Genomic DNA, 20,365 nt, shown 5'->3' with positions numbered 1-20,365 from the left:
ACGACGCCAACTGGCACGGTCGGTATTGCGGAGACCTTACGCGTCGACGTCGTTCCGACCGGCTACTTGGACTCGCGGTGCGACTGGTGCGTACCGCAGTTCGGGCAGAACTTCTTCAGTTCGAGCCGGTCGGGGTCGTTGCGACGGTTCTTCTTGGTGATGTAGTTGCGGTGCTTGCACACCTCGCAGGCCAAGGTGATCTTCGGCCGAACGTCAGTAGAGGAGGCCACGGGATGCCTTCTTTCGCGTCAATCCGATCAGTATCGATCAGGGTGGATCAATGAACTTTTGGTAGCGGTGACCGGACTTGAACCGGCGACGCAACGATTATGAGTCGTTTGCTCTACCAACTGAGCTACACCGCCTCGGTGCCGAGTGTCGCTACGAAGGCGGCACCTCAATCCAGCGAGCCCCCTGACGGAATCGAACCGTCGACCTTTTCCTTACCATGGAAACGCTCTGCCGACTGAGCTAAGGGGGCGTGGCCTCCGGAGCATCTCTGCTCGCTGCGGCCTCCAAAAGATTACACACACTCGGTCCTGGTGCAAAATCCGCTGGTAGAGGCCCATAAACGCCGCTGCTCTCCGAGCTCTGCGCACCCGCACCCACCCGTGCCCACACGTACGCGCGCGGTGGGCCGGCGGTGGGTACCGGGCGCGGGACGGAACGGCACCGCGTGCCGAGCCGGCCAGAACCTCGGGAGAGTCCCGGGAGAGCAGGACCCACACTCCCGGACCACACTCCAGGGCCTGCGCTACAAGGACCTGCACTACAGAGAATCCGCACTACAGAGACCCCGGAATGCAGAACGGCCCCGGTTCCGAAGAACCGGGGCCGTTCCGGTGGCAGGTGTAGGATTCGAACCTACGTAGGCGTAAGCCGACGGATTTACAGTCCGCTCCCATTGGCCGCTCGGGCAACCTGCCGGGTGCGATCGGGACCGCGTCCTCGATGCGTTTGGAAGAATACAACGCATACCCCCCCGAAACGCAAACCGAGTGGTCACAGCCCCGCGCGACCCGATAGCGTCGGGTGGACAGAACCCTTACAGACCGACCCGGAAGTGGAGTGAGACGTGGCTGATTCGTCGTTCGATGTGGTGAGCAAGGTCGACCGCCAGGAAGTGGACAACGCGCTGAACCAGGCGGCGAAGGAGATCGCCAACCGCTTCGATTTCCGGAACACCGGGGCGCACATCGAGTGGTCGGGTGACGAGGCCATCACGATCTCGGCCGAGACCGAGGACCGCGCACTCGCCGCGCTGGAGGTCTTCAAGGAGAAGCTGATCCGCCGAGACCTCTCGCTGAAGTCCTTCGACGCCGGCGAGCCGACGCAGTCCGGCAAGGTCTACAAGATCACCGGAACCCTGGTGCAGGGCATCAGCCAGGAGAACGCCAAGAAGATCTCCAAGCTCATCCGTGACGAGGGCCCCAAGGGCGTCAAGGCGCAGATCCAGGGCGACGAGCTACGCGTGACCAGCAAGAAGCGCGACGACCTGCAGGCCGTCATCTCGCTGCTCAAGAACGCCGACCTCGACATCGCCCTGCAGTTCGTCAACTACCGCTAGTTCGTCAACTACCGCTGGTTCGTCGAGCACCGCTGGTTCGTCGACCTCTGCTGACGAACCCCTCCCCTACGACACCGCCCGCGACTTCCGTCGCGGGCGGTGTCGTCTGTGGGTGTCGTGTGCCGTCCGGTTAGCGGATCCCGGCCATGCGCTCGAGTCGTTCGATGCGGTCGGCCATCGGCGGATGCGTCGAGAACAGCCGGCTCATCCTGTCGCCCGCCCGGAACGGGTTGGCGATCATCAGGTGCGACTGGGCCGCGAGCTTCGGTTCGGGCGGCAGCGGCGCGGCCTGCGTGCCGAGAGCGAGCTTGCGCAGCGCCGACGCCAGGGCCAGCGGGTCGCCGGTGAGCTCGGCACCGGACTGGTCGGCCTGGTACTCGCGCGACCTCGACACGGCGAGCTTGACGACCGATGCCGCGATGGGGCCGAGCAGGGAAACCAGCAGCAGCGCCAGCGGATTCGCGCCACCCTCCCGGTTGCCGAATGCCGACGCGAAGAACGCGAAGTTCGCCAGACCCGAGATGACGGCGGCCATCGCGCCGGCGACCGACGAGATGAGGATGTCGCGGTTGTAGACGTGGGCGAGTTCGTGGCCGAGCACCGCGCGCAGTTCCCGTTCGTTCAGGATCTCCAGGATGCCCGTCGTGCAGCACACGGCGGCGTTGCGCGGGTTACGTCCCGTGGCGAACGCGTTGGGGGCGTTGGTGGGGCTGATGTAGAGCCGCGGCATGGGCTGGTGCGCTGCGGTCGCGAGTTCGCGCACGATCCGGTACATCGCCGGAGCCTGCACCTCGGTGACAGGCTGGGCGTGCATCGCCCGTAGGGCGAGCTTGTCGCTGTTGAAGTACGCGTAGCCGTTCATGCCGACGGCGAGCACGATCGATATCAGCAGGATCGTCGAGTTCTGGAACAACGCTCCGACGAACACGATCAGCGCGGACATTCCGATCAGCAGACCGGCCGTCTTGAGACGGTTCGAGTATCCGTGCACGTCGCACCCCTTCCGCACCACGATTCCCCACTCGTTCGTCCAACGAACGAGCGCACGGCGCGGTTCCCGCCCCGAAACGGGGCGGGACCACACGACGGTCCGTCAGCCCACGCGGGCGACGGTGAAGTCCACGAGGCGACGCAACGCCTCGTTCGCCGGGCCCTGAGGCAGGGCGTCGAGTTCGGCGTGGGCGCGGGCGGCATAGGTCGCGAGGGTCGCCTTCGCCGCATCCATCCCCGGCGAGCGAACGAGCAGCTCGAGTGCCTCCGCGACGTGCGCTTCGTCCTCGATGGGACCGACGAGCAGTTCGCGCAGGCGATCGGCCTCCGGCCCGGTCTCCTGCAGCGCGTAGAGCACCGGCAGGGTGTACACGCCCTCGCGGAGATCGGTTCCGGGGGTCTTGCCCGACTCCGTGGTGTCGGACGCGATGTCGATGATGTCGTCGACGATCTGGAAGGCGGTGCCGACGGCGTCGCCGAGTCGTTCGAGACGCTCGACGTGTTCCGGATCGGCGCCCGAGAACGTACCGCCGAAGCGACCGCTGGCGGCGATCAGCGAACCGGTCTTCTCCCAGATCACCCGCAGGTAGTGCTCGACCGGGTCGTCGTTGCTGCGCACACCGATGGTCTCGCGCATCTGACCGGTGACCAGCTCGGCGAACGTCTCCGCGATGATCTGCACGGCCGACGGACCGAGGGTCGACACCAGTCGCGAGGCGTGCGCGAACAGGTAGTCGCCGGCGAGGATCGCGACGCTGTTGCCCCAGCGCACGTTGGCGCTCGGAGCTCCGCGACGCATCGTCGCCTCGTCCATCACGTCGTCGTGGTAGAGCGTCGCGAGGTGCACGAGCTCGACGACGGTCGCCGCCGTCACCACGGCGGGATCGGTGGGCTTCGGCCCGAGCTGCGCGGTGAGGATCGTGAACAGCGGCCGGAACCGCTTGCCACCCGCCTTCGCCAGGTGCAGTGCGGCCTCCGTCAGGAAGTCCTCACCGTCGGACAATTCCTCGACCAGGAGCTTCTCGACGCTCGCGAGGCCGTCCCCGACTGTCGCGGCGAGGACCGGATCGCCGAGTTCCACACCGGCCACGACGGTGCTCGGCGCCGCATCGGCCGAACCGGCGGTCCGAGCCGCCCCCTCAGTGCTCACGATGACGTACCCATCCTGTTCTGTCGCCTCGACTTCACCGTAGTGAACCTAGCCGTTCGTTCCCCGATCCACCTCGTCGAGGCGGCCGATCGCGGCCTGAGAAGATGGAGCGGTGGTGGCCGAACACTCCGCGCGAGATCCGCGGCAATCCCAGTCCTGCGTTCCCGACAGTACCGATGTTCTCGTCGTCGGTGCCGGTCCAGCCGGTTCCGCCGCCGCTGCGTGGGCTGCCCGCGCCGGTCGCGAGGTGCTGCTCGTCGATGCCGCGACCTTCCCTCGCGACAAGACCTGTGGTGACGGACTGACCCCGCGCGCCGTCGCCGAACTCGACGAACTCGGTCTCGGCGACTGGCTGCGCACCCGCACCGTCAACCGCGGTCTGCGTCTCGAGGGCTTCGGTGGCCGCTTCGAACTCCCCTGGCCCGACTCGTCGTTCCCCGTCGTGGGCAGTGCCGTGCCGCGCACCGAACTCGACGCCCGGATCCGGCAGGTCGCGCTCGACTCGGGTGCCCGCGCCGTGGACGGGACGAAGGCCGTCGACGTCGAACGCGACGGCGACCGGGTCTCGGCCGTGATCTTCCGCACCGCCGACGGACCGCGGACCGTCCGGTGCCGCATGTTGATCGTCGCCGACGGGGTGCGCTCTCCCCTCGGCAAGGTGCTCGGACGTCGCTGGCACCGCGACACCACCTACGGCGTGGCCGCGCGGGCCTACGCCACCTCCCCGCGCAGCGACGATCCGTGGATCACCTCGCACCTCGAACTGCGCGACGACGCGGGCGCCGTCCAGCCGGGTTACGGCTGGGTGTTCCCGCTCGGCACCGGCGAGGTGAACCTGGGGGTGGGCACCCTCGCGACCGCCTCGCGACCCGCGAACGGATCGCTGCGACCGCTCATCGACCTGTACGCGCGGCAGCGCCGCAGCGAATGGGAGCTCGGTGAGGTGACGCGGGTGGCGTCGGCGCTGCTGCCCATGGGCGGAGCCGTGTCGGGGGTCGCGGGCAGGAACTGGGCGTTGATCGGCGACGCCGCAGCGTGCGTCAATCCGCTCAACGGCGAGGGCATCGACTACGGACTCGAGGGCGGGCGGCTGGTCGCCGGGTTGCTCGACTCCGACGACCTCACCGAACTGTGGCCGGCGACGCTGCGCTCCCACTACGGCCGGGCGTTCTCCACCGCGCGTCGCCTCGCGAACCTGCTCACGATCCCGAAGTTCCTGCCGGCGACGGGTCCGATCGCGATGCGGTCGCGGACGATGATGTCGGTCGCGGTGCGGGTGATGGGCAATCTCGTCACCGACGAGGACGCCGACTTCGTGGCCCGGGTGTGGCGGACGAGCGGTCATCTCTCGATGCGCTGGGATCGGCAGCCGCTCTTCGCCTGAGCCGCTACATGTGCCGCGCGGCTACTTGCGTACCGCGCTGCACCGATGCGCGCGGCTACGTGCGTACCGCGCTGCACCGATGCGCGCGGCTACGTGCGTACCGCGCGGTGCAGGGCGGTGATGCCCCCGGTGAGATTGCGCCACTTCACGTCGCTCCAGCCCGCGGCCTCGATGCGCCGGGCGAGCTGTTCCTGATCGGGCCAGGCCCGGATCGATTCGGCGAGGTAGACGTAGGCGTCGGGATTGCTGCTGACCGCCCGCGCGACCCGCGGCAGCGTCCGCATCAGGTACTCCATGTAGACGGTGCGCAGCGGTTCGCGCACGGGCGTGGAGAACTCGCACACCACGAGGCGTCCACCCGGCTTGACCACGCGGGCGATCTCGCGCAGTCCCTCGTCCGGGTCGGCGACGTTGCGCAGGCCGAAGGAGATGGTCGCGGCGTCGAAGACGGCGTCGGCGAACGGCAGTCGCATCGCGTCGCCCGCGACCATCGGGACGTTGCGGAACTCACCGGCGTGCAGCATGCCCGTGGAGAAGTCGGTGGCGACGACCCATGCGCCGGACCGTCCGAGTTCGACGGTGGAGACCCCGGTGCCGGCGGCCAGGTCGAGCACGCGCTCGCCGGGCTTCAGGTCGAGGGCGGCACGGGTCGCGCGACGCCACCCGCGGTCCTGCCCGAACGACAGGACGGTGTTGGTCAGGTCGTAGCGTGCAGCGACCCCGTCGAACATGGACGCGACCTCACGCGGGTCCTTGTCGAGCGACGCGCGTGATCCGTGAGTTGTTGCCACGGCCGAAACGTTACCCGCTCCCCTGCGCCGTCCCGGCCGTCGTGCCGTCCCGGGAGCGACGTCGAGACGGACGTTGCGTTCGTCACACCCGAAGTTCCCGACCCTTCTCGTCGGAGGGGGCTGCGGCAGCCGCGTTCCTCTTCCGCCTGAGCCAGATCGACACGGGCATGGCGATCAGCCATGTGACGACAATCACTGATCCGGTGGGGATCAGTGCGACGCGAGCGTCCCGACCGGTCACGCGAACGAGATCGGGATCACTCCGGGCGTATTCGACGGCGATCCGCTGCCCGGTGGTCAGCCCCGTCGGATACAGAACACCCAGCTCGGGATTGTGTGTCACGCCGTCGGGGGTGACGAAACTCACCGCGGACCGGAGGGATCCGGCCGAGAGCACCTCGGCGACGGCCGTACCCGTGTCGGAGCGGATGGTGAGGTCGTTGCGGAGAGCGCCGAGGAACAGGATCACCGCGAGGGCGGAGATCGCCGCCGCGACGATGAGAACCGCGCGCCGCGCGCGCTCGGGTCCGCTCACAGCTGCGCCCGCACCGCCGCGTGCAGTTCGCGCAAGCCGGCCCGATCCGTGGTGACCTCGACCACACGGATGCCTGCGGGCGGCACCGTGTCGTCCGCGAGCGCCAGCGCGAGGCCCTGCAGATCCACCCGCTCGTGCGGGACGCGGTAGGCCGCGCACAGTGCCGCGAGGTCCATGCCGTGCGGCGTGCCGAATACACGCTCGAAGACACCTGCGTACTGCGGGTCGCCCTGTTCGAGCAATTCGAAGATTCCGCCGCCGTCGTCGTTCGCGACGACGATGGTGAGGTTCTGCGGACGCGGCTCCGACGGTCCGATGAGCAGGCCCGACGCGTCGTGCAGGAAGGTCAGGTCGCCGAGCAGCGCGACGGTCCGTCCCTGCTCGTAGGCGAGTGCGGCACCGACGGCGGTGGAGACCGTGCCGTCGATCCCGGCGACACCGCGGTTGGACAGCACCTTCACGTCCGGCTTCGGGTAGCTCACGAGCGCCGCGTCGCGCACCGGGTTCGACGCCCCGAGCAGCAGCTGGTCGCCGGGCTTCAGTGAATCCGTCACCACCGCGGCGACGTGCAGTCCGGTGGCCTTCGGATGCCCGTCGAGCTGGGCGCGCACGGCCTTGTCGGTGTGCGCCGAGAGCTGGCGGCATCGTTCGAGCCACGCCTCGTCGGGTGCTCCCGACACCACGGCGCGGGTGCCGGTGGCGATGACGTTGCCCGAGACGTCGGGCCAGCGCGGCCCGGTGGTCAGCGCGTAGACGGTGACGGCGGGGTCGGCGAGCAGGTTCGACACCGGCCGATGCAGCGTGGGCCGGCCGGTGATGATCGCCTGGCGCGGCTTCAGGTGCGGCAGCGCCATCGGATGCACCGGGATGCCGTGCAGCGGTGCGGTGGGTTCGGCGACGGTCGGCAGCCCGGACAGCTCGGGGCGGTGAGCGGAACCGTGACCGGAGACGACGATCGTGTCGGGGGTCAGATCGATCTCGAGCGGGACGTCGAGGGTGGCGTTCACCGTGGTGGTCCAGGCCTTGCCGTCGGGACGCCCCTCGGGCACCGGTCCCTTCGCGTCGAGCTCGGGCACGAGCGGTTCGCGCAGCGGGATGTCGAAGTGGACCGGGCCGGCGTTGCCGGAGCGGGTTCCGCGGGCGGCGGCGAGCACTCGGGAGACCGCCGAACGCCACTGGCTGTTCTGTTCGGTGCCTTCGGCGAGTCCGAGGCTGATGGTCGCGCGTACCTGGGTGCCGAACATTCCGAGCTGTTCGACGGTCTGGTTCGCGCCGGATCCGAGCAGTTCGTAGGGGCGATTGGCGCTGAGCACGACCAATGGGACGCGGGCGTAGTTCGCCTCGAGCACGGCCGGTGCGAGGTTGGCCACGGCGGTCCCGGAGGTCATGACAACCGGGACGGGACGACCCGAGGCGAGGGCCAGGCCGATCGCGAGGAATCCGGCGGTGCGCTCGTCGATACGCATGTGCAGGCGCAGACGTCCTGCGTTGTCGGCGGCCTGGAGCGCGAAGGCGAGCGGCGCGTTGCGCGAGCCCGGGCACAGCACGACGTCCCGAACACCGCCCCGGGCGAGTTCGTCGACGACAGCAGTGGCCTGGGCAGTGGACGGATTCACGGAGTCCAGGGTAATTGCGCCGGAAGTGTGGCCGGGTCCAGGTGTGGTCAGAATGGAGGCCGTGCGCACAGTCTTCGATCCCGCCGAGTCGAGTCCCGGCCGCTTCTACCGCCTTCTCACCGCGACAATCGTGCCGAGACCGATCGCATGGGTGTCGACCGAGGCCGAGGACGGTGTGTTCAATCTCGCTCCGTACAGCTTCTTCACGGTGGCGAGTACGGCCCCGCCGGTCGTGCAGTTCACGTCCGTGGGCCGCAAGGACAGCCTGCGGAACATCGAGCAGACGGGCGAGTTCGTGATCAACATCGCGACCGTGCCGTTGATGGAGAAGGTCAACGCCTCGTCGGCGGCGTTCCCGCACGACATCGACGAGTTCACGGAGGTGGGTCTGCACGCCGAGCCGAGCGAGCGGGTGCGGCCCCCGCGGGTCGCGGAGGCACCCGCCTCGATCGAGTGCCGGCTGCATCGAGTGATCGAGATCGGCGACTCGTTCGTCGTGATGGGCGACGTCCTCGCGGTGACGGTCGACCCCGAGGTGCTGGCGGAGGACGGTGCCCCGGATTTCGCGGCGCTCGGCGCGGTGAGCCGGTTGGGGCGGACGGAATGGGGCCTGACGCCCGCGGTGCGGAGACTGGAGCGGCCCGGCACTCCCGGGTGAGAACACAGGTTAGGCTCCGCTGAACGATCGTCGGGATGCTGCACGTCGTCAGTGATGGCATCCGAGCAACCTCGGAGGGCCGCATGGCGAAGAGCACCGGAACCGCACGGCGCAACCCCTATCTCAAGCCCGGGTCGCGGCGGATGGTGCGCGCGCAGGTACTCGCCGCCGAACGCATCAGCCCGACCTTCGTGCGCATCACCGTGAGCGGCGACGACGTCGACTCGATCGCACCGATGGGCTTCGACCATTGGTTCCGCATGTTCTTCCCCACCCCGGAGCAGCAGGAACTGACCCTCCCCGGGGCGACGGACGACCGTTGGTGGCCCGAATATCAAGAGCTCCCCGAGGAGCGGCGGCCCGTGCTGCGGAACTACACGTTCCGCCGCGTGCGACCTGCGGGAACCGGGCTGTTCGGCCCGACTTCCGAGATCGAGATCGATTTCGCGTCGCACGGCGATCTGGGCCCGGCCTCGGCATGGGCGGAGCGGGCACAGCCCGGCGACGAGATCGGCATCCTCGACGAGGGCATCAGCAACCTCCCTCTCGACGAGGCGCGGTCGTGGCTGCTCGTCGGTGACGAGAGCGCCGTGCCCGCCGTGGCCGGCATCCTCGACTCGATCCTCGCCCTCGATCCGCTCGCGTCCGTCGAGGTCTTCGTCGAGGTTCCGCACCCCGACGACCTCACCGCCCAGGACCTGCCGACGGGAGAGAACGTGCGGGTTCATCCGGTGATCAGGACCGATGCCGAGGCGGTACCGGGCAGTCTCGTCGCCGACGCGGTGCGGAAGTCGACCCCGTCGTCGGATTCCGCCCACGCATTCGTCGCGGGCGAGTCGTCGCTCGCGACCGGCGTGCGCCGTCATCTCGTGCGCGAGTGCGGCTGGGACCGGTCGGCGGTGACCTTCATCGGATATTGGAAGTACGGCGAGCCCGTCTACTGACGGTCCGAATCTTCCCCGGAACGACGAACGTCGCGGTACCGACCGGCGAACCGGTTCGGGACCGCGACGTCCGGATGTCGCTGGTGTCGGCTCAGCCGGCGTGCTTCTGGATGAGATCACCCAGGCGCGGCAGGGCCTCGACGACGTGCTTCTTGGCCGAGGGGCGCAGCGAGTCGTAGACCTTCTTGACGCCGGACTTCGACGTGCCGGCGATGCGCTCGTCGGTCACCCCGAGAAGAGCGTCGGCGACGACCTCGCCGCGGGCGACCAGGAAGTCCGAGAACGAACCGTTGCCTGCGTACTCCACCCAGAACGGCTGGAGCTTCTCGACGAATTCGGGCAGCAGACCTTCGACGGCACCCGGCACGATGCCCGGGCCGACCTTCTTCACTGCTGCGTAGCCACCCTTGAGGGCGAGACCGGACGCACCCTTCTTGTCCGACACCTCAGCATCGATCAGGGCTTCGACGTCTGCCTTGACCGCCGGGAACTTGTCGGCGCCGAGGAGGGCATCGCCCAGAGCTGCAACCACTTTCACTGCCTCCGTAGATGTGACACTTGTGACCGTTGGGACGCGGGGAACGATATACGACGATTCCGTGCCGTCACAGTCCGCGTCCGGCGAGGTCGTCACAGTCCGCGTCCGGCGAGCACCGTACGGCACCGACGCACCCGTTCGCACCACCACTCGACTCGATCGGGATCGGCCCGCAGCGCATCGAGCCGCTCGGGTTCGGGCTCGACCGCGACGACGTCGAGCGCTCCGTCGGACATGTGCAGAGCCGGCGCGACGTCGGCTTCGAAGAAGCCACCCGTGCCCAGCCCGCAGGCGTACGGGAGGTCGGGCAGGGCAGCGGCCGCCGCGAGACCGGTGGCGATTCCCACCGCCGAGTCGAGAGCGCTCGAGACGACCACCTCGACGCCGTGTCCGGCGAGTTCGTCGGCGAGCGCGACGAGGCGTCGGACCCCGCCGAGCGGCGCGACCTTCACGATGGCGACATCCGCTCCCCCGGCCCGCACGACCCGCAGGGGATCCTCGGCGCGGCGGATGCTCTCGTCCGCCGCGATGCGCACCCCGGGCAGTCGCCGGCGCACCTCGACGAGTTCGGGGACGGTCGCGCACGGCTGCTCGGCGTATTCGAGCGGACCGTCGGCGGTGAGTGCCGTGAGCGCACGGACGGCCTCGTCCACGCTCCAGCCGCCGTTCGCGTCGATCCGGACGTTGGGCACGTGCTCGCGCACGGCCCGGACACGAGCGACATCCTGCGCGAGATCCTGGCCCGGCTCGGCGACCTTCACCTTCGCGGTGCGCGCGCCGGGGAACCGGGCGAGCACCTCGGGGACGCGCTCCGGGCCGATGGCGGGCACGGTCGCGTTGACAGCGATCCGGGAGCGGCGCGGAGCCGGATGGCCCTGCCAGGCGGATTCGATCGCCGACTGCAACCAGTGCGCCGCCTCGTCGTCACCGTATTCGGGGAACGGCCCGAACTCGCCCCACCCGGCGGGTCCGCGCAGCAGCAGCACCTCGCGTTCGGTGATGCCGCGGAACCGGACGCGCATGGGCATCGAGACGACGACCGCCCCGTCGAGCAGCTCGTCCGCGGACGGGAGGGGTAGGGAGGTCACGGCTGGCCCGGCAGCAACTGGACCATCAGCGCCTCGCAGTCGGCGAGGAGGTTGCCGTCGACATCGCGCAGTTCGGCCTTGCAGAAGGCCTTGCGACCGTCCACGCGGTCGACCCAGCCGTCGACGACGAGTTCGGTCTCGATCGGGGTGATCCTGCGGTAGTTGACGTGGAGATAGGCAGTGCGGGCGATCGGCCGGCCGTTGGCGTGGATGACCATGCCGAACAGGTCGTCGAACAGCAGCGGCAACGTGCCGCCGTGCGCGGCCCCGTTGCCTCCGAGGTGGTAGCGGCGGAAGACGCCGCGTTCACGGACACCGTCCGGTCCGTACTTCTCGATCGTCCACGGCAGCAGCAGCGCACTGCCGCGTCCGGGCAGGTCCACGTTGAAGCCGGCGGGCGAGCGGCCCTCGGGCACGGCGTGCTCGGCGAGCAGATCGACCAGGGCCTCGGTCTGCTCGATCGCGCGGTCGACGACCTCGTCCGGCGGGTTCGTGGCGACCATCAGATCCTGCAGACGCCGGAAGGTCTCGACGAAGCGACCGTAGTTCGGCCCCGCCTTCACCGGTTCGTAGACCGGAAATCCACCGTGGTGTTCGTAGTCGTCGCGGGGATCGGTCTGCTCGCTCATGGTTGTGCACGTTATCGGGCGGCAGCACACATCGTCGCGATGCCCGGCCCTTTATGGTGACGAGGTGACCTTCGATCCAGAATTGTGGCGCCCGGTACCCGGGTTCGAGAACCTCACCGACATCACCTATCACCGACACGTCACGCAGGGCACGGTCCGCGTCGCGTTCGATCGTCCCGAGGTGCGCAACGCCTTCCGCCCGCACACCGTCGACGAGCTCTACCGCGTGCTCGACCACGCGCGGACCACCTCCGACGTCGGCGTCGTGCTGCTCACGGGCAACGGCCCGAGCCCGAAGGACGGCGGATGGGCGTTCTGCTCCGGCGGCGACCAGCGGATCCGGGGCCGCAGCGGCTACCAGTACGCGAGCGGCGAGACGGCCGACACCGTCGACAAGGCCCGCGCCGGCCGCCTGCACATCCTCGAGGTCCAGCGGCTGATCCGGTTCATGCCGAAGGTCGTCATCGCTCTGGTCAACGGCTGGGCCGCCGGCGGCGGGCACAGCCTGCACGTCACGTGCGACCTGACGCTCGCCTCCCGCGAGCACGCTCGCTTCAAGCAGACCGACGCCGACGTGGGCAGCTTCGACGGTGGCTACGGCAGCGCCTACCTCGCCAAGATGGTCGGCCAGAAGTTCGCGCGGGAGATCTTCTTCCTCGGCGACACCTACACGGCCGAGGAGATGCACCACATGGGTGCGGTCAACAAGGTCGTCGACCACGACGAGCTCGAGAACGTCGCGCTGGAGTGGGCGCAGAAGATCAACGGCAAGTCGCCGCAGGCGCAGCGCATGCTCAAGTACGCCTTCAATCTGCAGGACGACGGACTCGTCGGCCAGCAGTTGTTCGCGGGCGAGGCCACGCGCCTGGCCTACATGACCGACGAAGCGATCGAGGGTCGCGACGCCTTCCTGGAGAAGCGCGATCCCGACTGGTCGCCGTACCCCCACTACTACTGATCCTGACGCGACGAACCGGGCTTCGCCCCTGCTACAGCAGGTGCAAGGCCCGGTTCGCCACGCAAGGAGGGGTCGTCGGACGGAAGGTCAGACGCAGTCGCGGCAGAAGGCCTGCTCGCCGTCGCCCGTCGCGCGGCGGCTGTGGTGCTGGACGAGGAAGCAGCCCATGCAGGTGAACTCGTCCGACTGCTTCGGCAGGACCTGGACCGAGAGCTCCTCCGCCGACAGTGCCGAGAGGTCGGCGCCGGGCAGGTCGAGGGTCTCGAGGATCTCACCCTCGTCGGTGTCGGCGGCCGCGGTGGGCTTGATGTCCAGCTCGTCCAGGGCAGTGCCACCGCCGCCCAGGATGTCGGTGGTGCGGGGAGCGTCGTAGTCGGTCGCCATGGCAGGTCTCCTCACTCGTTGTCGGCGGTGCCGCGCAGCCGCGGATTACGGCTGCGTCGGACCCGCTGTGGCAGGCCGGCGCTGTCATGGGCACCGTTGCCGTCAGTAATGTCCCACCCGAAGCTTCGTCAAACACATATGTCCAGTTACGTTCGAACTGTGTGCTCTCGGGCACACTGTGGGACATGACCGATCGCCAGAGTCCGCGAACCGCCCACACCCGCCCGGAAGGCGTCTCCGACGCCACTGTGAAAGCGACCGGCAAACTGTCCGAGGCCCTCGAGACCGTCGAGCAGGCGCGGGGCCATCTCTATGCCTTCCACCAGCTGATGGGCCGCGCCGATCTGCTCACCGGCGACGCCGAGGAGTTGTTCCGCGAGGCCGGGCACGACGAGATCGCCGAGCGTCTCGACACCGAGATCATCGGACGCAACATCGCCGAGGGTCGCTGGACCTTCCAGCTCGTCGAGGAGTTCGACGACGGCTACTGGTCGGACTTCCGCACCTTCGAGAAGCAGGTGCGCGACGAACTCGTGCAGGGCCGGCGCCATCTGTTCGAAGCAGAGATGAAGGAATCGCGGCGCACACACGGCCGCCGCCATCACGAGGCCCGCCCGGCCGAGGAGCAGTGACGGTGGAGATCCTCAGCAGCCGCACCATCCTCCGCCCGCGTGATCAGGAGGCCGCCCTCGAGTTCTACGGCTCGACGCTGGGACTGGCGGTCGCCCGCGAGTATCCCGGCGGAACCGTCTTCTTCGCGGGGCAGTCGCTCATCGAGATCGCCGCCCACGGCCGGTCCGACGACAGCGACGAGGTGTTCCACGGCGCCCTGTGGCTCCAGGTGCGCGACGTCTACGACGCCGAGGCCGAGCTGGCACTGAAGGGTGTACGCATCGTCCGGGGTGCGAAGCAGGAGCCGTGGGGACTGCACGAGCTGTGGATCGCCGATCCCGACGGGATTCCGATCGTCCTGGTGCAGATCCCCGAGGACCATCCGTTGCGCCGCGACCTCCGCTGACGAACGGAGGTACCCGGGCACGACCGCAGGCAGTCGCGCGGCGCCGGTGATCTTGCACACAAGCCGCGCGGTCTGCTCTGCACTCCGCTCATGGTCGGAGTCCGAAAGAACCGGTCGGGCGTGACGGCGAGACGCAGAATTCACACCCCCGTCGCTGTACATTCACGTGCCCGCTACCCCACAATCGACAGACGTGACCGCAGAGTTCGTCGTGCTCCTGGTGGTGGTCGTCACTGCCCTCGCATTCGATTTCACCAACGGCTTCCACGACACCGGCAATGCCATGGCGACATCCATCGCCACCGGCGCCCTCAAACCCAAAACCGCGGTCACTTTGTCCGCGACCCTCAACCTCGTCGGCGCCTTCCTGTCCGTGGAAGTCGCCGCGACCGTCGCGAAGGGTGTCGTCGACCTCGACACCGTCGGCGGTACCGATCTGTTGCTCATCGTCTTCGCCGGTCTGGTCGGAGCGATCCTCTGGAACATCTCGACCTGGCTGTTCGGCCTTCCGTCCAGCTCGTCGCACGCCCTGTTCGGCGGTCTCGTCGGCGCTGCACTGGCGTCGATCGGTGTCCAGGGCGTGGTGTGGGACGGAGTGCTCGGCAAGGTCCTGATCCCCGCCGTGCTCGCGCCCGTCATCGCGGCGCTGGTGTCCACGGTGGGCATCTGGTCGATGCACCGCCTGACCCGCTCCGTCTCCAACGAACACCGCGACCGCGGCTTCCGGCTGGGACAGATCGGCACGGCGTCCCTGATGTCCCTCGCGCACGGCACCAACGACGCGCAGAAGACGATGGGCGTGATCTTCCTGGCCCTCGTCGCCCACGGCACCATCACCGCCGACACGGACATGCCGTTCTGGGTGAAGGTCGCCTGTGCCGTCGCGATCGCACTCGGCACCTATCTCGGCGGCTGGCGCATCATCCGCACGCTGGGCAAGGGTCTCGTCGAGATCGCCCCGCCGCAGGGCCTGGCCGCCGAGTCGTCGTCGGCCGCCATCATCCTCACCTCGAGCCATTTCGGTCTGCCGCTGTCGACCACGCACGTCGCCACGGGCTCGATCCTCGGCACGGGTCTGGGCACCAAGGGCGCGGAGGTGCGCTGGTCGGTGGCGCGACGGATGGTCGTCGCGTGGGTCATCACCCTGCCGTGCGCCGCGGTCGTCGGAGCGACCTGCTGGGGGCTCGCCCACCTCATCGGCGGCATGCCCGGCGTGCTCGTCGTGTTCGCGATCCTGTGCGCCCTGGCCGTGTTCATGTGGCTGCGCTCGCGCCGACAGCCCGTCGACGCCTCCAACGTCACCGCCGACTGGGACGACAAGCTCGCCCCGGCGCCGGGTGCCTCCGAAACGGTCACCGGGGAAGGACGCTCGTGAACCTGCTGACGCACACCCTCGACTCCCTGTGGCAGGTCGTTCTCGTGGGCCTGCTGCTCGGCGCCGGCCTGCCCTCCCTGTTCGCGCTGGGGGTCCGCGCGCTCGACACCGGTCGCGGCAGCGACGGCACACCGAATCCGGCGGCCCGGACCGCCGCGGTGCTGTGCTTCGCCGTGGTGGCCTGCGCGATCCTGGCGGGCATCCTCCTGCTGGCGTCCGATTTCCTCGCCGGAACATTCGGCATCGACATCTTCTGATCGGAGTGACGGGTGGCCCTCCCGCCGTTTCTCGCTTCCATCGTCGAGTGGCTCCGCGCCGGTTACCCCGAAGGGGTGCCGGAACAGGACTACGTACCCCTGTTCGCACTGCTCGCGCGGCGCCTGTCCGACGAGGAGGTCGCCCAGGTCGCCGACACCTTGGTCGAGGACGGTGACCTCTCGATCAACCGCATCGACATCGCGGTCCTGATCAGCAAGATCACCAACAACATGCCGTCGCCCGACGACGTGGACCGGGTCCGCCGCCAACTCGAAGCGGGCGGATGGGACACGACACAATACGATCTGTGACCACACTCGAGCTCCTGCCCGTCCCGGCCGGGTCCGCCGTCCGATCCGTGCTGCCCGCCCTGCAGCGCATGCTCGACGGTGACGGACCGGCGCTGCTCCCCGTCCCTGCCGGGGACGAGCGGGAGACACTCCGCCTCACCGATGCGCTGAGCCCCGGTGAACCCGTCGCCGACGGGGTGGGACTGGTGGTCGCGACCTCCGGCACGACCGGGACCCCGAAGGGCGCCCTGCTCTCCGCGCAGGCGCTGCGCGCGAGCGGCGACGCCACCCACGCCCGGCTGGGTGGGACGGGCTCGTGGCTCCTGGTCCTGCCCGCCCATCACATCGCCGGCATGCAGGTGCTGCTGCGCGGCCTGCTCTCCGGAACCGAACCCGTCGTCGTCAACGTGTCCGCCGGTTTCGATCCCGCGGATCTGCCGGCGGCGGTGGACGCCATGCCGGGTCCTCGCCGGTACAGCTCGATGGTTCCCACCCAGCTGATCAAGGCCCTCGATCATCCCGACGCCACCGCGGCGCTCGCCCGCCTCGACGCGATCCTGCTCGGTGGGGCCGCGACTCCCGTGCCGGTCCTCGAACGTGCCCGCGCGGCCGGTATCACGGTCGTCCGCACCTACGGCATGAGCGAGACCTGTGGCGGCTGCGTCTACGACGGCGTGCCGCTCGACGGGGTGCACGTGCGCGTCGACGGCGACTCGCGGGTGTGGCTCGGCGGCGCCACGCTCGCCTCGGGCTACCGGAACCTGCCCGATCATCCCGCCTTCGCCGAACCCGGCTGGTTCCGCACCGACGACGCAGGCACGCTCGACGACGGGGTCCTGCGCATCCTGGGACGGCTCGACGAGGCCATCTCCACCGGCGGGCTCACCGTGGTCCCCCAGGTGGTCGAGGCCGTGCTCGTCGAGCACCCGGCCGTCCGGGAGGTCGCGGTGGTGGGTCTGCCCGACCCCCGGCTCGGGCAGCGCGTCGCGGCCGTCGTCGTTCCCACCCCCGGCACGACGCCGACGCTCGCCGAGCTCCGGGACCACGTCGAGGCCACGCTCGATCCCACTGCTGCGCCGCGTGAGCTGCAGGTCGTCGACACACTGCCGCTGCGTGGGCCGGGCAAGGTGGATCGCCGAGCCCTCGTCTCGCGCTTCTCCTGACGGGGTGCGCACGACGCGGCAGGCGGGCCCGGGTGCGAAGATCGATCCATGGCAACGGCTGGTCAATGGCTCGAAGGCGCTCGTCCGCGCACCCTCCCCAATGCGATAGCACCCGTCCTGGCAGGCACGGGCGCTGCGGCGTGGCTCGGTGAGGCCGTGTGGTGGAAGGCGCTGCTGGCACTGGTCGTCGCGCTCGGATTGATCATCGGCGTGAACTTCGCCAACGACTACTCCGACGGCATCCGCGGCACCGACGACGAGCGGGTCGGGCCGATGCGGCTGGTGGGCTCGGGCGCGGCGAGCCCCGGTGCCGTCAAGCGCGCGGCGTTCGTGTGCTTCGGCATCGCGGCCGTCGCGGGACTCGCTCTCGCCGTCACGACCGCCTGGTGGCTCGTGCTCGTCGGCGCGGTCTGCATCGCCGGGGCCTGGTACTACACCGGCGGGAAGAACCCGTACGGCTACAGCGGCTTCGGGGAGATCGGCGTCTTCGTCTTCTTCGGGCTCGTCGCGGTGCTCGGCACGCAGTTCGTGCAGGCCGGTCGCGTCGACTGGGTGGGTCTGGCGTGCGCGATCGCCGTCGGCTCGATCTCGACGGCCGTGCTGGTGACGAACAATCTCCGCGACATCGCGACCGACGCGGAGACCGGCAAGCGGACCCTGGCGGTCAAGCTGGGCGATCCGAGGACCCGCACGCTCCACCTGGTGCTGGTCGTGGTGCCGTTCGTGATGTCGCTGGTGCTGGTCGCGGCGACGCCGTGGGCGCTCGCCGGCTTCCTCGCCGCGCCGTTCGCGGTCCGCGCGCACAAGCCGGTGCGGGCCGGTGCCCTCGGTCTCGCGCTGATCCCGGCATTGAGCGATTCGGGTGTGGCGATGCTCGTGTGGGCGGTGGCCACCGCGCCCGCGCTGGCCTTCGGCTGACCAGGACGCGGGCACGGCGGAATCTGCCGCGGACGGGCGGGATCAGTCGCGGTCCGGGACGACCAGTCCGAGGACGAAGTTGACGATCGCGATGATCACGCCGCCCCACAGTGCCGCCCAGAAGCCGTCGATCGTGAGGCCGTACTCGGTGAAGCCGCTCAGCCACGCGGTGAGCATGAGCATCAGCGCGTTGACGACGAGCAGGAACAGCCCGAGGGTGAGGATCACCAGCGGCAGCGACAGCAGCTTCACCAGCGGCTTCACGAGTGCGTTGACGACGGTGAAGATGGCGGCCAGCACGACGAGCGTGATGACCGCGCGGGTCGTGTCGGAGGTGCCCGCGGGATCGGTGAAGTCGATCCCGTCGACCAGCTCGACCGCGAGCCACAGACCGACCGCGTTGATGATCAACCGCAGTATCAGAGAAATCATGGTGCCACTGTGGCACACGGAACCCGGTCTCGTAACGGGCAAATCGGACGCATGCGGGGTCGCCCCTCCCCCTCAGGGGCCTCTCAGCGACGGACGGTAGCGTCGGCCGGCGTGCGTTCACGTCTTCTCCCCCTGCTTCTCGCCGTGACCGGACTGCTCCTCGTGGGCACGGGTTCGGTCTTCGCCTGGCTCGACCGTCCCGAGACGGCGGTCGCGACCGTCGCGGAAGAGCCGAGTCCCTCGGCGGACGGCGTCGACGAGGCGCGGAGCAACCTGCAACGGGCCGGACTGCCGCTGTCGGTGCTCGACGGCGGGGTCGGGCAGCTGACGGAGGGCAGCACCCAGCTCGACGACGGTGCCCGTCAACTCTCCGACGGCCTCCGGCAGGCTCGCGACGGTGGCGAGCAGCTCGCCGACGGCCTCGGGCAGCTCGACGGCGGTGTCGACATGCTCGGCGACGGCGCCCGCCAGGTGAGCGGTGGCGTCGACGAGGTGGTCGACCGGCTCTCCGGTTTCGGGGAGATGCAGGGCGACGTCACGGCGCGCCTCACGGCCGTCGCCGACACGCTCGGTGCGTCCGCGGATCCGGTCTCGCAGGGCGCGGCCGGCCAACTGCGCGGACTCGTCGAGACCCTCGACACGCAAGGCCTCGGGCCGGACACCCTCGACCAGCTCGGGCAGTTGCGCGACGGCGCACGGCAGCTCGCCTACGAACTCACCGATCCGAACGCGCAGTTCGTCGCGGGCATGGCGCAGGCCGCCGACGGCTCGCGGCAGCTCCGCGACGGCCTCGTCCTCCTCGACGACGGTGGCCGGGCCCTGACGGACGGCACCGGACAGCTCGTCGACGGTGTCGGGCCGGTGGCCGATGTCGTCGGTGGCATCGCCGACAACGTCCGGTCCGCCACCGAAGCGCTGCCGCGCACCGCGCCGGCCGCTCCGGACACGCAGGCCGCGGAGGTCACGGCGACGTCGGATCGTCAGTGGTGGCCGTTCGCGACGATCGCGGTCGGCACGCTGCTGCTCGTCGCGGCGACGGTCGTCCCGCTCGTCGCCGGGCGTCCGCTCGCCGTCGTTCCCGCCCAGCCGACCCGGTAACCGCCCGAAGGATCAGGCGGCGGCGTCGAGGTGGCCGTTCAGTCGCTCACGGAGCTGCGCGCGCGGCACGTGCGCTTCCACGAGGGCGACGGTCGCCGGATCGTCGCTGCGCAGCAGTCCGAGCAGGATGTGCTCGGGACGGATGACGCGTTCGCGGCGTGCGATCGCCTCCCGCAGCGCGAGTTCGAGCGACTTCTTCGCCGCCCGGTCGAACGGGATGTGGCCGAGCCGGTTCGCGCCGCCCCGCCGATCGGCGCTCTTCCCGTCGAGCACCCCCTTGCCGAAGGCGGCTTCGAGACGGCTCCGGACCTCGTCGAGATCGATGCCGATCGCTTCGAGTGCCGCGGCGTCCTCCTCACCGAGTGGGGCGTCGGTGGTCCGGGCGGCCCGGTCGGAGCGGAGCCCGTCGACCGTGAGACCTTCTTCCGCGAGCAGGACCCGCAGCGGTTCCTCCGCGGCGACGGCGACACCGATGAGCAGGTGTGGCGCCTCGATCCGGGGATCGTGCACCCGGATCGCTTCCTGTTGTGCTGCGACGACGACGGATCTGGCACTGTCGGCGAATCGTTCGAACATGTCGA

The 20,365-nt window shown here is 69.4% G+C and carries 25 protein-coding genes and 3 tRNA genes; 13 read left to right on the top strand and 15 right to left on the bottom strand.

Features of this window, described 5'->3' with window-relative positions; translation table 11 throughout:
• Positions 1-62 precede the first annotated feature (62 nt).
• From rpmG to ACPCXD_RS05545, 4 genes are all read right to left on the bottom strand, one after another.
• Positions 63-230 (bottom strand): 50S ribosomal protein L33, encoded by a 168-nt coding sequence (rpmG, locus tag ACPCXD_RS05560; RefSeq protein ID WP_003941903.1) that lies wholly within the window; start codon positions 228-230, stop codon positions 63-65.
• A 59-nt stretch (positions 231-289) separates the two neighbouring features.
• Positions 290-365 (bottom strand) — tRNA-Met (locus ACPCXD_RS05555).
• Between the two features lie 43 nt (positions 366-408).
• Positions 409-481, bottom strand: a tRNA-Thr gene (locus ACPCXD_RS05550).
• A gap of 362 nt (positions 482-843) precedes the next feature.
• Positions 844-926: transfer RNA gene (locus ACPCXD_RS05545), tRNA-Tyr, on the bottom strand.
• 149 nt (positions 927-1,075) lie between these two features.
• On the opposite strand from ACPCXD_RS05545, the gene ACPCXD_RS05540 reads away from it, so the two are divergent.
• The gene (locus tag ACPCXD_RS05540; RefSeq protein ID WP_016694310.1) at positions 1,076-1,567 is read left to right on the top strand and encodes a YajQ family cyclic di-GMP-binding protein; all 492 of its coding nucleotides are present in this window, start codon (positions 1,076-1,078) and stop codon (positions 1,565-1,567) included.
• A gap of 130 nt (positions 1,568-1,697) precedes the next feature.
• On the opposite strand, the gene htpX is transcribed toward ACPCXD_RS05540, so the two are convergent.
• A complete protein-coding gene (htpX, locus tag ACPCXD_RS05535) occupies positions 1,698-2,558 on the bottom strand; it encodes a zinc metalloprotease HtpX (protein ID WP_088897125.1) in 861 nt (286 codons plus the stop codon).
• Positions 2,559-2,660: 102 nt separating this feature from the next.
• Positions 2,661-3,707, bottom strand: a complete 1,047-nt coding sequence (locus ACPCXD_RS05530; RefSeq protein ID WP_088897084.1) for a polyprenyl synthetase family protein — start codon at positions 3,705-3,707, stop codon at positions 2,661-2,663.
• Positions 3,708-3,819: 112 nt separating this feature from the next.
• Here ACPCXD_RS05530 and ACPCXD_RS05525 point away from each other — a divergent pair, with 112 nt between their 5' ends.
• The gene (locus ACPCXD_RS05525) at positions 3,820-5,091 is read left to right on the top strand and encodes a geranylgeranyl reductase family protein (protein ID WP_145693280.1); all 1,272 of its coding nucleotides are present in this window, start codon (positions 3,820-3,822) and stop codon (positions 5,089-5,091) included.
• 89 nt (positions 5,092-5,180) lie between these two features.
• Here ACPCXD_RS05525 and ACPCXD_RS05520 read toward each other — a convergent pair whose 3' ends face one another.
• The 3 genes from ACPCXD_RS05520 to menD all read right to left on the bottom strand — a co-directional run bounded on the left by ACPCXD_RS05520 (position 5,181) and on the right by menD (position 8,033).
• Complete coding sequence (locus tag ACPCXD_RS05520; RefSeq protein ID WP_088897082.1) at positions 5,181-5,882, bottom strand: demethylmenaquinone methyltransferase; 702 nt, start codon at positions 5,880-5,882, stop codon at positions 5,181-5,183.
• Positions 5,883-5,964: 82 nt separating this feature from the next.
• The gene (locus ACPCXD_RS05515; RefSeq protein WP_145693279.1) at positions 5,965-6,417 is read right to left on the bottom strand and encodes a DUF3592 domain-containing protein; all 453 of its coding nucleotides are present in this window, start codon (positions 6,415-6,417) and stop codon (positions 5,965-5,967) included.
• Entirely contained in the window at positions 6,414-8,033 is a 1,620-nt protein-coding gene (gene menD, locus ACPCXD_RS05510; protein ID WP_026061593.1) for a 2-succinyl-5-enolpyruvyl-6-hydroxy-3-cyclohexene-1-carboxylic-acid synthase, read from the bottom strand. Before menD ends, ACPCXD_RS05515 begins: the two co-directional genes overlap by 4 nt.
• 52 nt (positions 8,034-8,085) lie before the next feature.
• On the opposite strand from menD, the gene ACPCXD_RS05505 reads away from it, so the two are divergent.
• Together ACPCXD_RS05505 and ACPCXD_RS05500 are read left to right on the top strand one after the other, a co-directional pair.
• A complete protein-coding gene (locus ACPCXD_RS05505; RefSeq protein ID WP_019291222.1) occupies positions 8,086-8,691 on the top strand; it encodes a flavin reductase family protein in 606 nt (201 codons plus the stop codon).
• 83 nt (positions 8,692-8,774) lie between these two features.
• Positions 8,775-9,635 carry a siderophore-interacting protein gene (locus ACPCXD_RS05500; protein WP_423658726.1) on the top strand — a complete coding sequence of 287 codons (861 nt, stop codon included), beginning with the start codon at positions 8,775-8,777 and terminating at the stop codon, positions 9,633-9,635.
• Positions 9,636-9,726: 91 nt separating this feature from the next.
• On the opposite strand, the gene ACPCXD_RS05495 is transcribed toward ACPCXD_RS05500, so the two are convergent.
• The 3 genes from ACPCXD_RS05495 to ACPCXD_RS05485 all read right to left on the bottom strand — a co-directional run bounded on the left by ACPCXD_RS05495 (position 9,727) and on the right by ACPCXD_RS05485 (position 11,890).
• Positions 9,727-10,167: a DUF6918 family protein gene (locus ACPCXD_RS05495; protein ID WP_033096107.1), complete on the bottom strand. Its 441-nt coding sequence runs from the start codon at positions 10,165-10,167 to the stop codon at positions 9,727-9,729.
• A 98-nt stretch (positions 10,168-10,265) separates the two neighbouring features.
• Positions 10,266-11,261: an o-succinylbenzoate synthase gene (locus tag ACPCXD_RS05490; RefSeq protein ID WP_019291219.1), complete on the bottom strand. Its 996-nt coding sequence runs from the start codon at positions 11,259-11,261 to the stop codon at positions 10,266-10,268.
• Positions 11,258-11,890: a PaaI family thioesterase gene (locus ACPCXD_RS05485; RefSeq protein WP_160875265.1), complete on the bottom strand. Its 633-nt coding sequence runs from the start codon at positions 11,888-11,890 to the stop codon at positions 11,258-11,260. Before ACPCXD_RS05485 ends, ACPCXD_RS05490 begins: the two co-directional genes overlap by 4 nt.
• A 64-nt stretch (positions 11,891-11,954) precedes the next feature.
• Between ACPCXD_RS05485 and ACPCXD_RS05480 the strand changes: the two genes are divergently transcribed.
• The gene (locus ACPCXD_RS05480; RefSeq protein ID WP_016694321.1) at positions 11,955-12,848 is read left to right on the top strand and encodes a 1,4-dihydroxy-2-naphthoyl-CoA synthase; all 894 of its coding nucleotides are present in this window, start codon (positions 11,955-11,957) and stop codon (positions 12,846-12,848) included.
• Between the two features lie 87 nt (positions 12,849-12,935).
• Here ACPCXD_RS05480 and ACPCXD_RS05475 read toward each other — a convergent pair whose 3' ends face one another.
• On the bottom strand, positions 12,936-13,232 hold the full coding sequence (locus tag ACPCXD_RS05475) for a DUF4193 domain-containing protein (RefSeq protein WP_016694322.1): 297 nt from the start codon (positions 13,230-13,232) through the stop codon (positions 12,936-12,938).
• 185 nt (positions 13,233-13,417) lie between these two features.
• Here ACPCXD_RS05475 and ACPCXD_RS05470 point away from each other — a divergent pair, with 185 nt between their 5' ends.
• The 7 genes from ACPCXD_RS05470 to ACPCXD_RS05440 all read left to right on the top strand — a co-directional run bounded on the left by ACPCXD_RS05470 (position 13,418) and on the right by ACPCXD_RS05440 (position 18,254).
• Positions 13,418-13,864 (top strand): hypothetical protein, encoded by a 447-nt coding sequence (locus ACPCXD_RS05470; RefSeq protein ID WP_186455303.1) that lies wholly within the window; start codon positions 13,418-13,420, stop codon positions 13,862-13,864.
• A gap of 2 nt (positions 13,865-13,866) precedes the next feature.
• A complete protein-coding gene (locus tag ACPCXD_RS05465) occupies positions 13,867-14,250 on the top strand; it encodes a VOC family protein (RefSeq protein WP_145693277.1) in 384 nt (127 codons plus the stop codon).
• Positions 14,251-14,443: 193 nt separating this feature from the next.
• Entirely contained in the window at positions 14,444-15,625 is a 1,182-nt protein-coding gene (locus ACPCXD_RS05460) for an inorganic phosphate transporter (RefSeq protein WP_229565343.1), read from the top strand.
• Positions 15,622-15,882 carry a hypothetical protein gene (locus ACPCXD_RS05455; RefSeq protein WP_016694326.1) on the top strand — a complete coding sequence of 87 codons (261 nt, stop codon included), beginning with the start codon at positions 15,622-15,624 and terminating at the stop codon, positions 15,880-15,882. Before ACPCXD_RS05460 ends, ACPCXD_RS05455 begins: the two co-directional genes overlap by 4 nt.
• A 12-nt stretch (positions 15,883-15,894) precedes the next feature.
• The gene (locus ACPCXD_RS05450; protein WP_006552314.1) at positions 15,895-16,194 is read left to right on the top strand and encodes a DUF3349 domain-containing protein; all 300 of its coding nucleotides are present in this window, start codon (positions 15,895-15,897) and stop codon (positions 16,192-16,194) included.
• Positions 16,191-17,336: an o-succinylbenzoate--CoA ligase gene (menE, locus tag ACPCXD_RS05445; protein WP_145693276.1), complete on the top strand. Its 1,146-nt coding sequence runs from the start codon at positions 16,191-16,193 to the stop codon at positions 17,334-17,336. Before ACPCXD_RS05450 ends, menE begins: the two co-directional genes overlap by 4 nt.
• A 48-nt stretch (positions 17,337-17,384) precedes the next feature.
• Positions 17,385-18,254, top strand: coding sequence for a 1,4-dihydroxy-2-naphthoate polyprenyltransferase (locus ACPCXD_RS05440; protein WP_085469622.1), 870 nt, complete (start codon positions 17,385-17,387; stop codon positions 18,252-18,254).
• A gap of 42 nt (positions 18,255-18,296) precedes the next feature.
• Here the strand turns inward: ACPCXD_RS05440 and ACPCXD_RS05435 are convergent, their stop codons facing one another.
• On the bottom strand, positions 18,297-18,686 hold the full coding sequence (locus ACPCXD_RS05435; RefSeq protein ID WP_016694329.1) for a phage holin family protein: 390 nt from the start codon (positions 18,684-18,686) through the stop codon (positions 18,297-18,299).
• 111 nt (positions 18,687-18,797) lie between these two features.
• Here ACPCXD_RS05435 and ACPCXD_RS05430 point away from each other — a divergent pair, with 111 nt between their 5' ends.
• Entirely contained in the window at positions 18,798-19,784 is a 987-nt protein-coding gene (locus ACPCXD_RS05430; protein ID WP_160875267.1) for a hypothetical protein, read from the top strand.
• A gap of 12 nt (positions 19,785-19,796) precedes the next feature.
• Here ACPCXD_RS05430 and ACPCXD_RS05425 read toward each other — a convergent pair whose 3' ends face one another.
• Complete coding sequence (locus tag ACPCXD_RS05425; RefSeq protein ID WP_202399736.1) at positions 19,797-20,360, bottom strand: Clp protease N-terminal domain-containing protein; 564 nt, start codon at positions 20,358-20,360, stop codon at positions 19,797-19,799.
• Positions 20,361-20,365: the final 5 nt, after the last annotated feature.

Origin of the sequence: Rhodococcus sp. AB351 (assembly GCF_049538275.1) — a bacterium.
Taxonomy (GTDB): domain Bacteria; phylum Actinomycetota; class Actinomycetes; order Mycobacteriales; family Mycobacteriaceae; genus Rhodococcus.
This window is presented reverse-complemented; position numbering and strand designations above follow the sequence as displayed.

Bases quoted from the DNA above. Each gene is read 5' to 3' on its own strand.
- ACPCXD_RS05505 (WP_019291222.1), top strand. From the start codon at position 8,086: ATGGAGGCCGTGCGCACAGTCTTCGATCCCGCCGAGTCGAGTCCCGGC.
- ACPCXD_RS05500 (WP_423658726.1), top strand. From the start codon at position 8,775: ATGGCGAAGAGCACCGGAACCGCACGGCGCAACCCCTATCTCAAGCCC.
- ACPCXD_RS05485 (WP_160875265.1), bottom strand. From the start codon at position 11,890: ATGAGCGAGCAGACCGATCCCCGCGACGACTACGAACACCACGGTGGA.
- ACPCXD_RS05475 (WP_016694322.1), bottom strand. From the start codon at position 13,232: ATGGCGACCGACTACGACGCTCCCCGCACCACCGACATCCTGGGCGGC.
- ACPCXD_RS05470 (WP_186455303.1), top strand. From the start codon at position 13,418: ATGACCGATCGCCAGAGTCCGCGAACCGCCCACACCCGCCCGGAAGGC.
- ACPCXD_RS05440 (WP_085469622.1), top strand. From the start codon at position 17,385: ATGGCAACGGCTGGTCAATGGCTCGAAGGCGCTCGTCCGCGCACCCTC.
- ACPCXD_RS05435 (WP_016694329.1), bottom strand. From the start codon at position 18,686: ATGATTTCTCTGATACTGCGGTTGATCATCAACGCGGTCGGTCTGTGG.
- ACPCXD_RS05425 (WP_202399736.1), bottom strand. From the start codon at position 20,360: ATGTTCGAACGATTCGCCGACAGTGCCAGATCCGTCGTCGTCGCAGCA.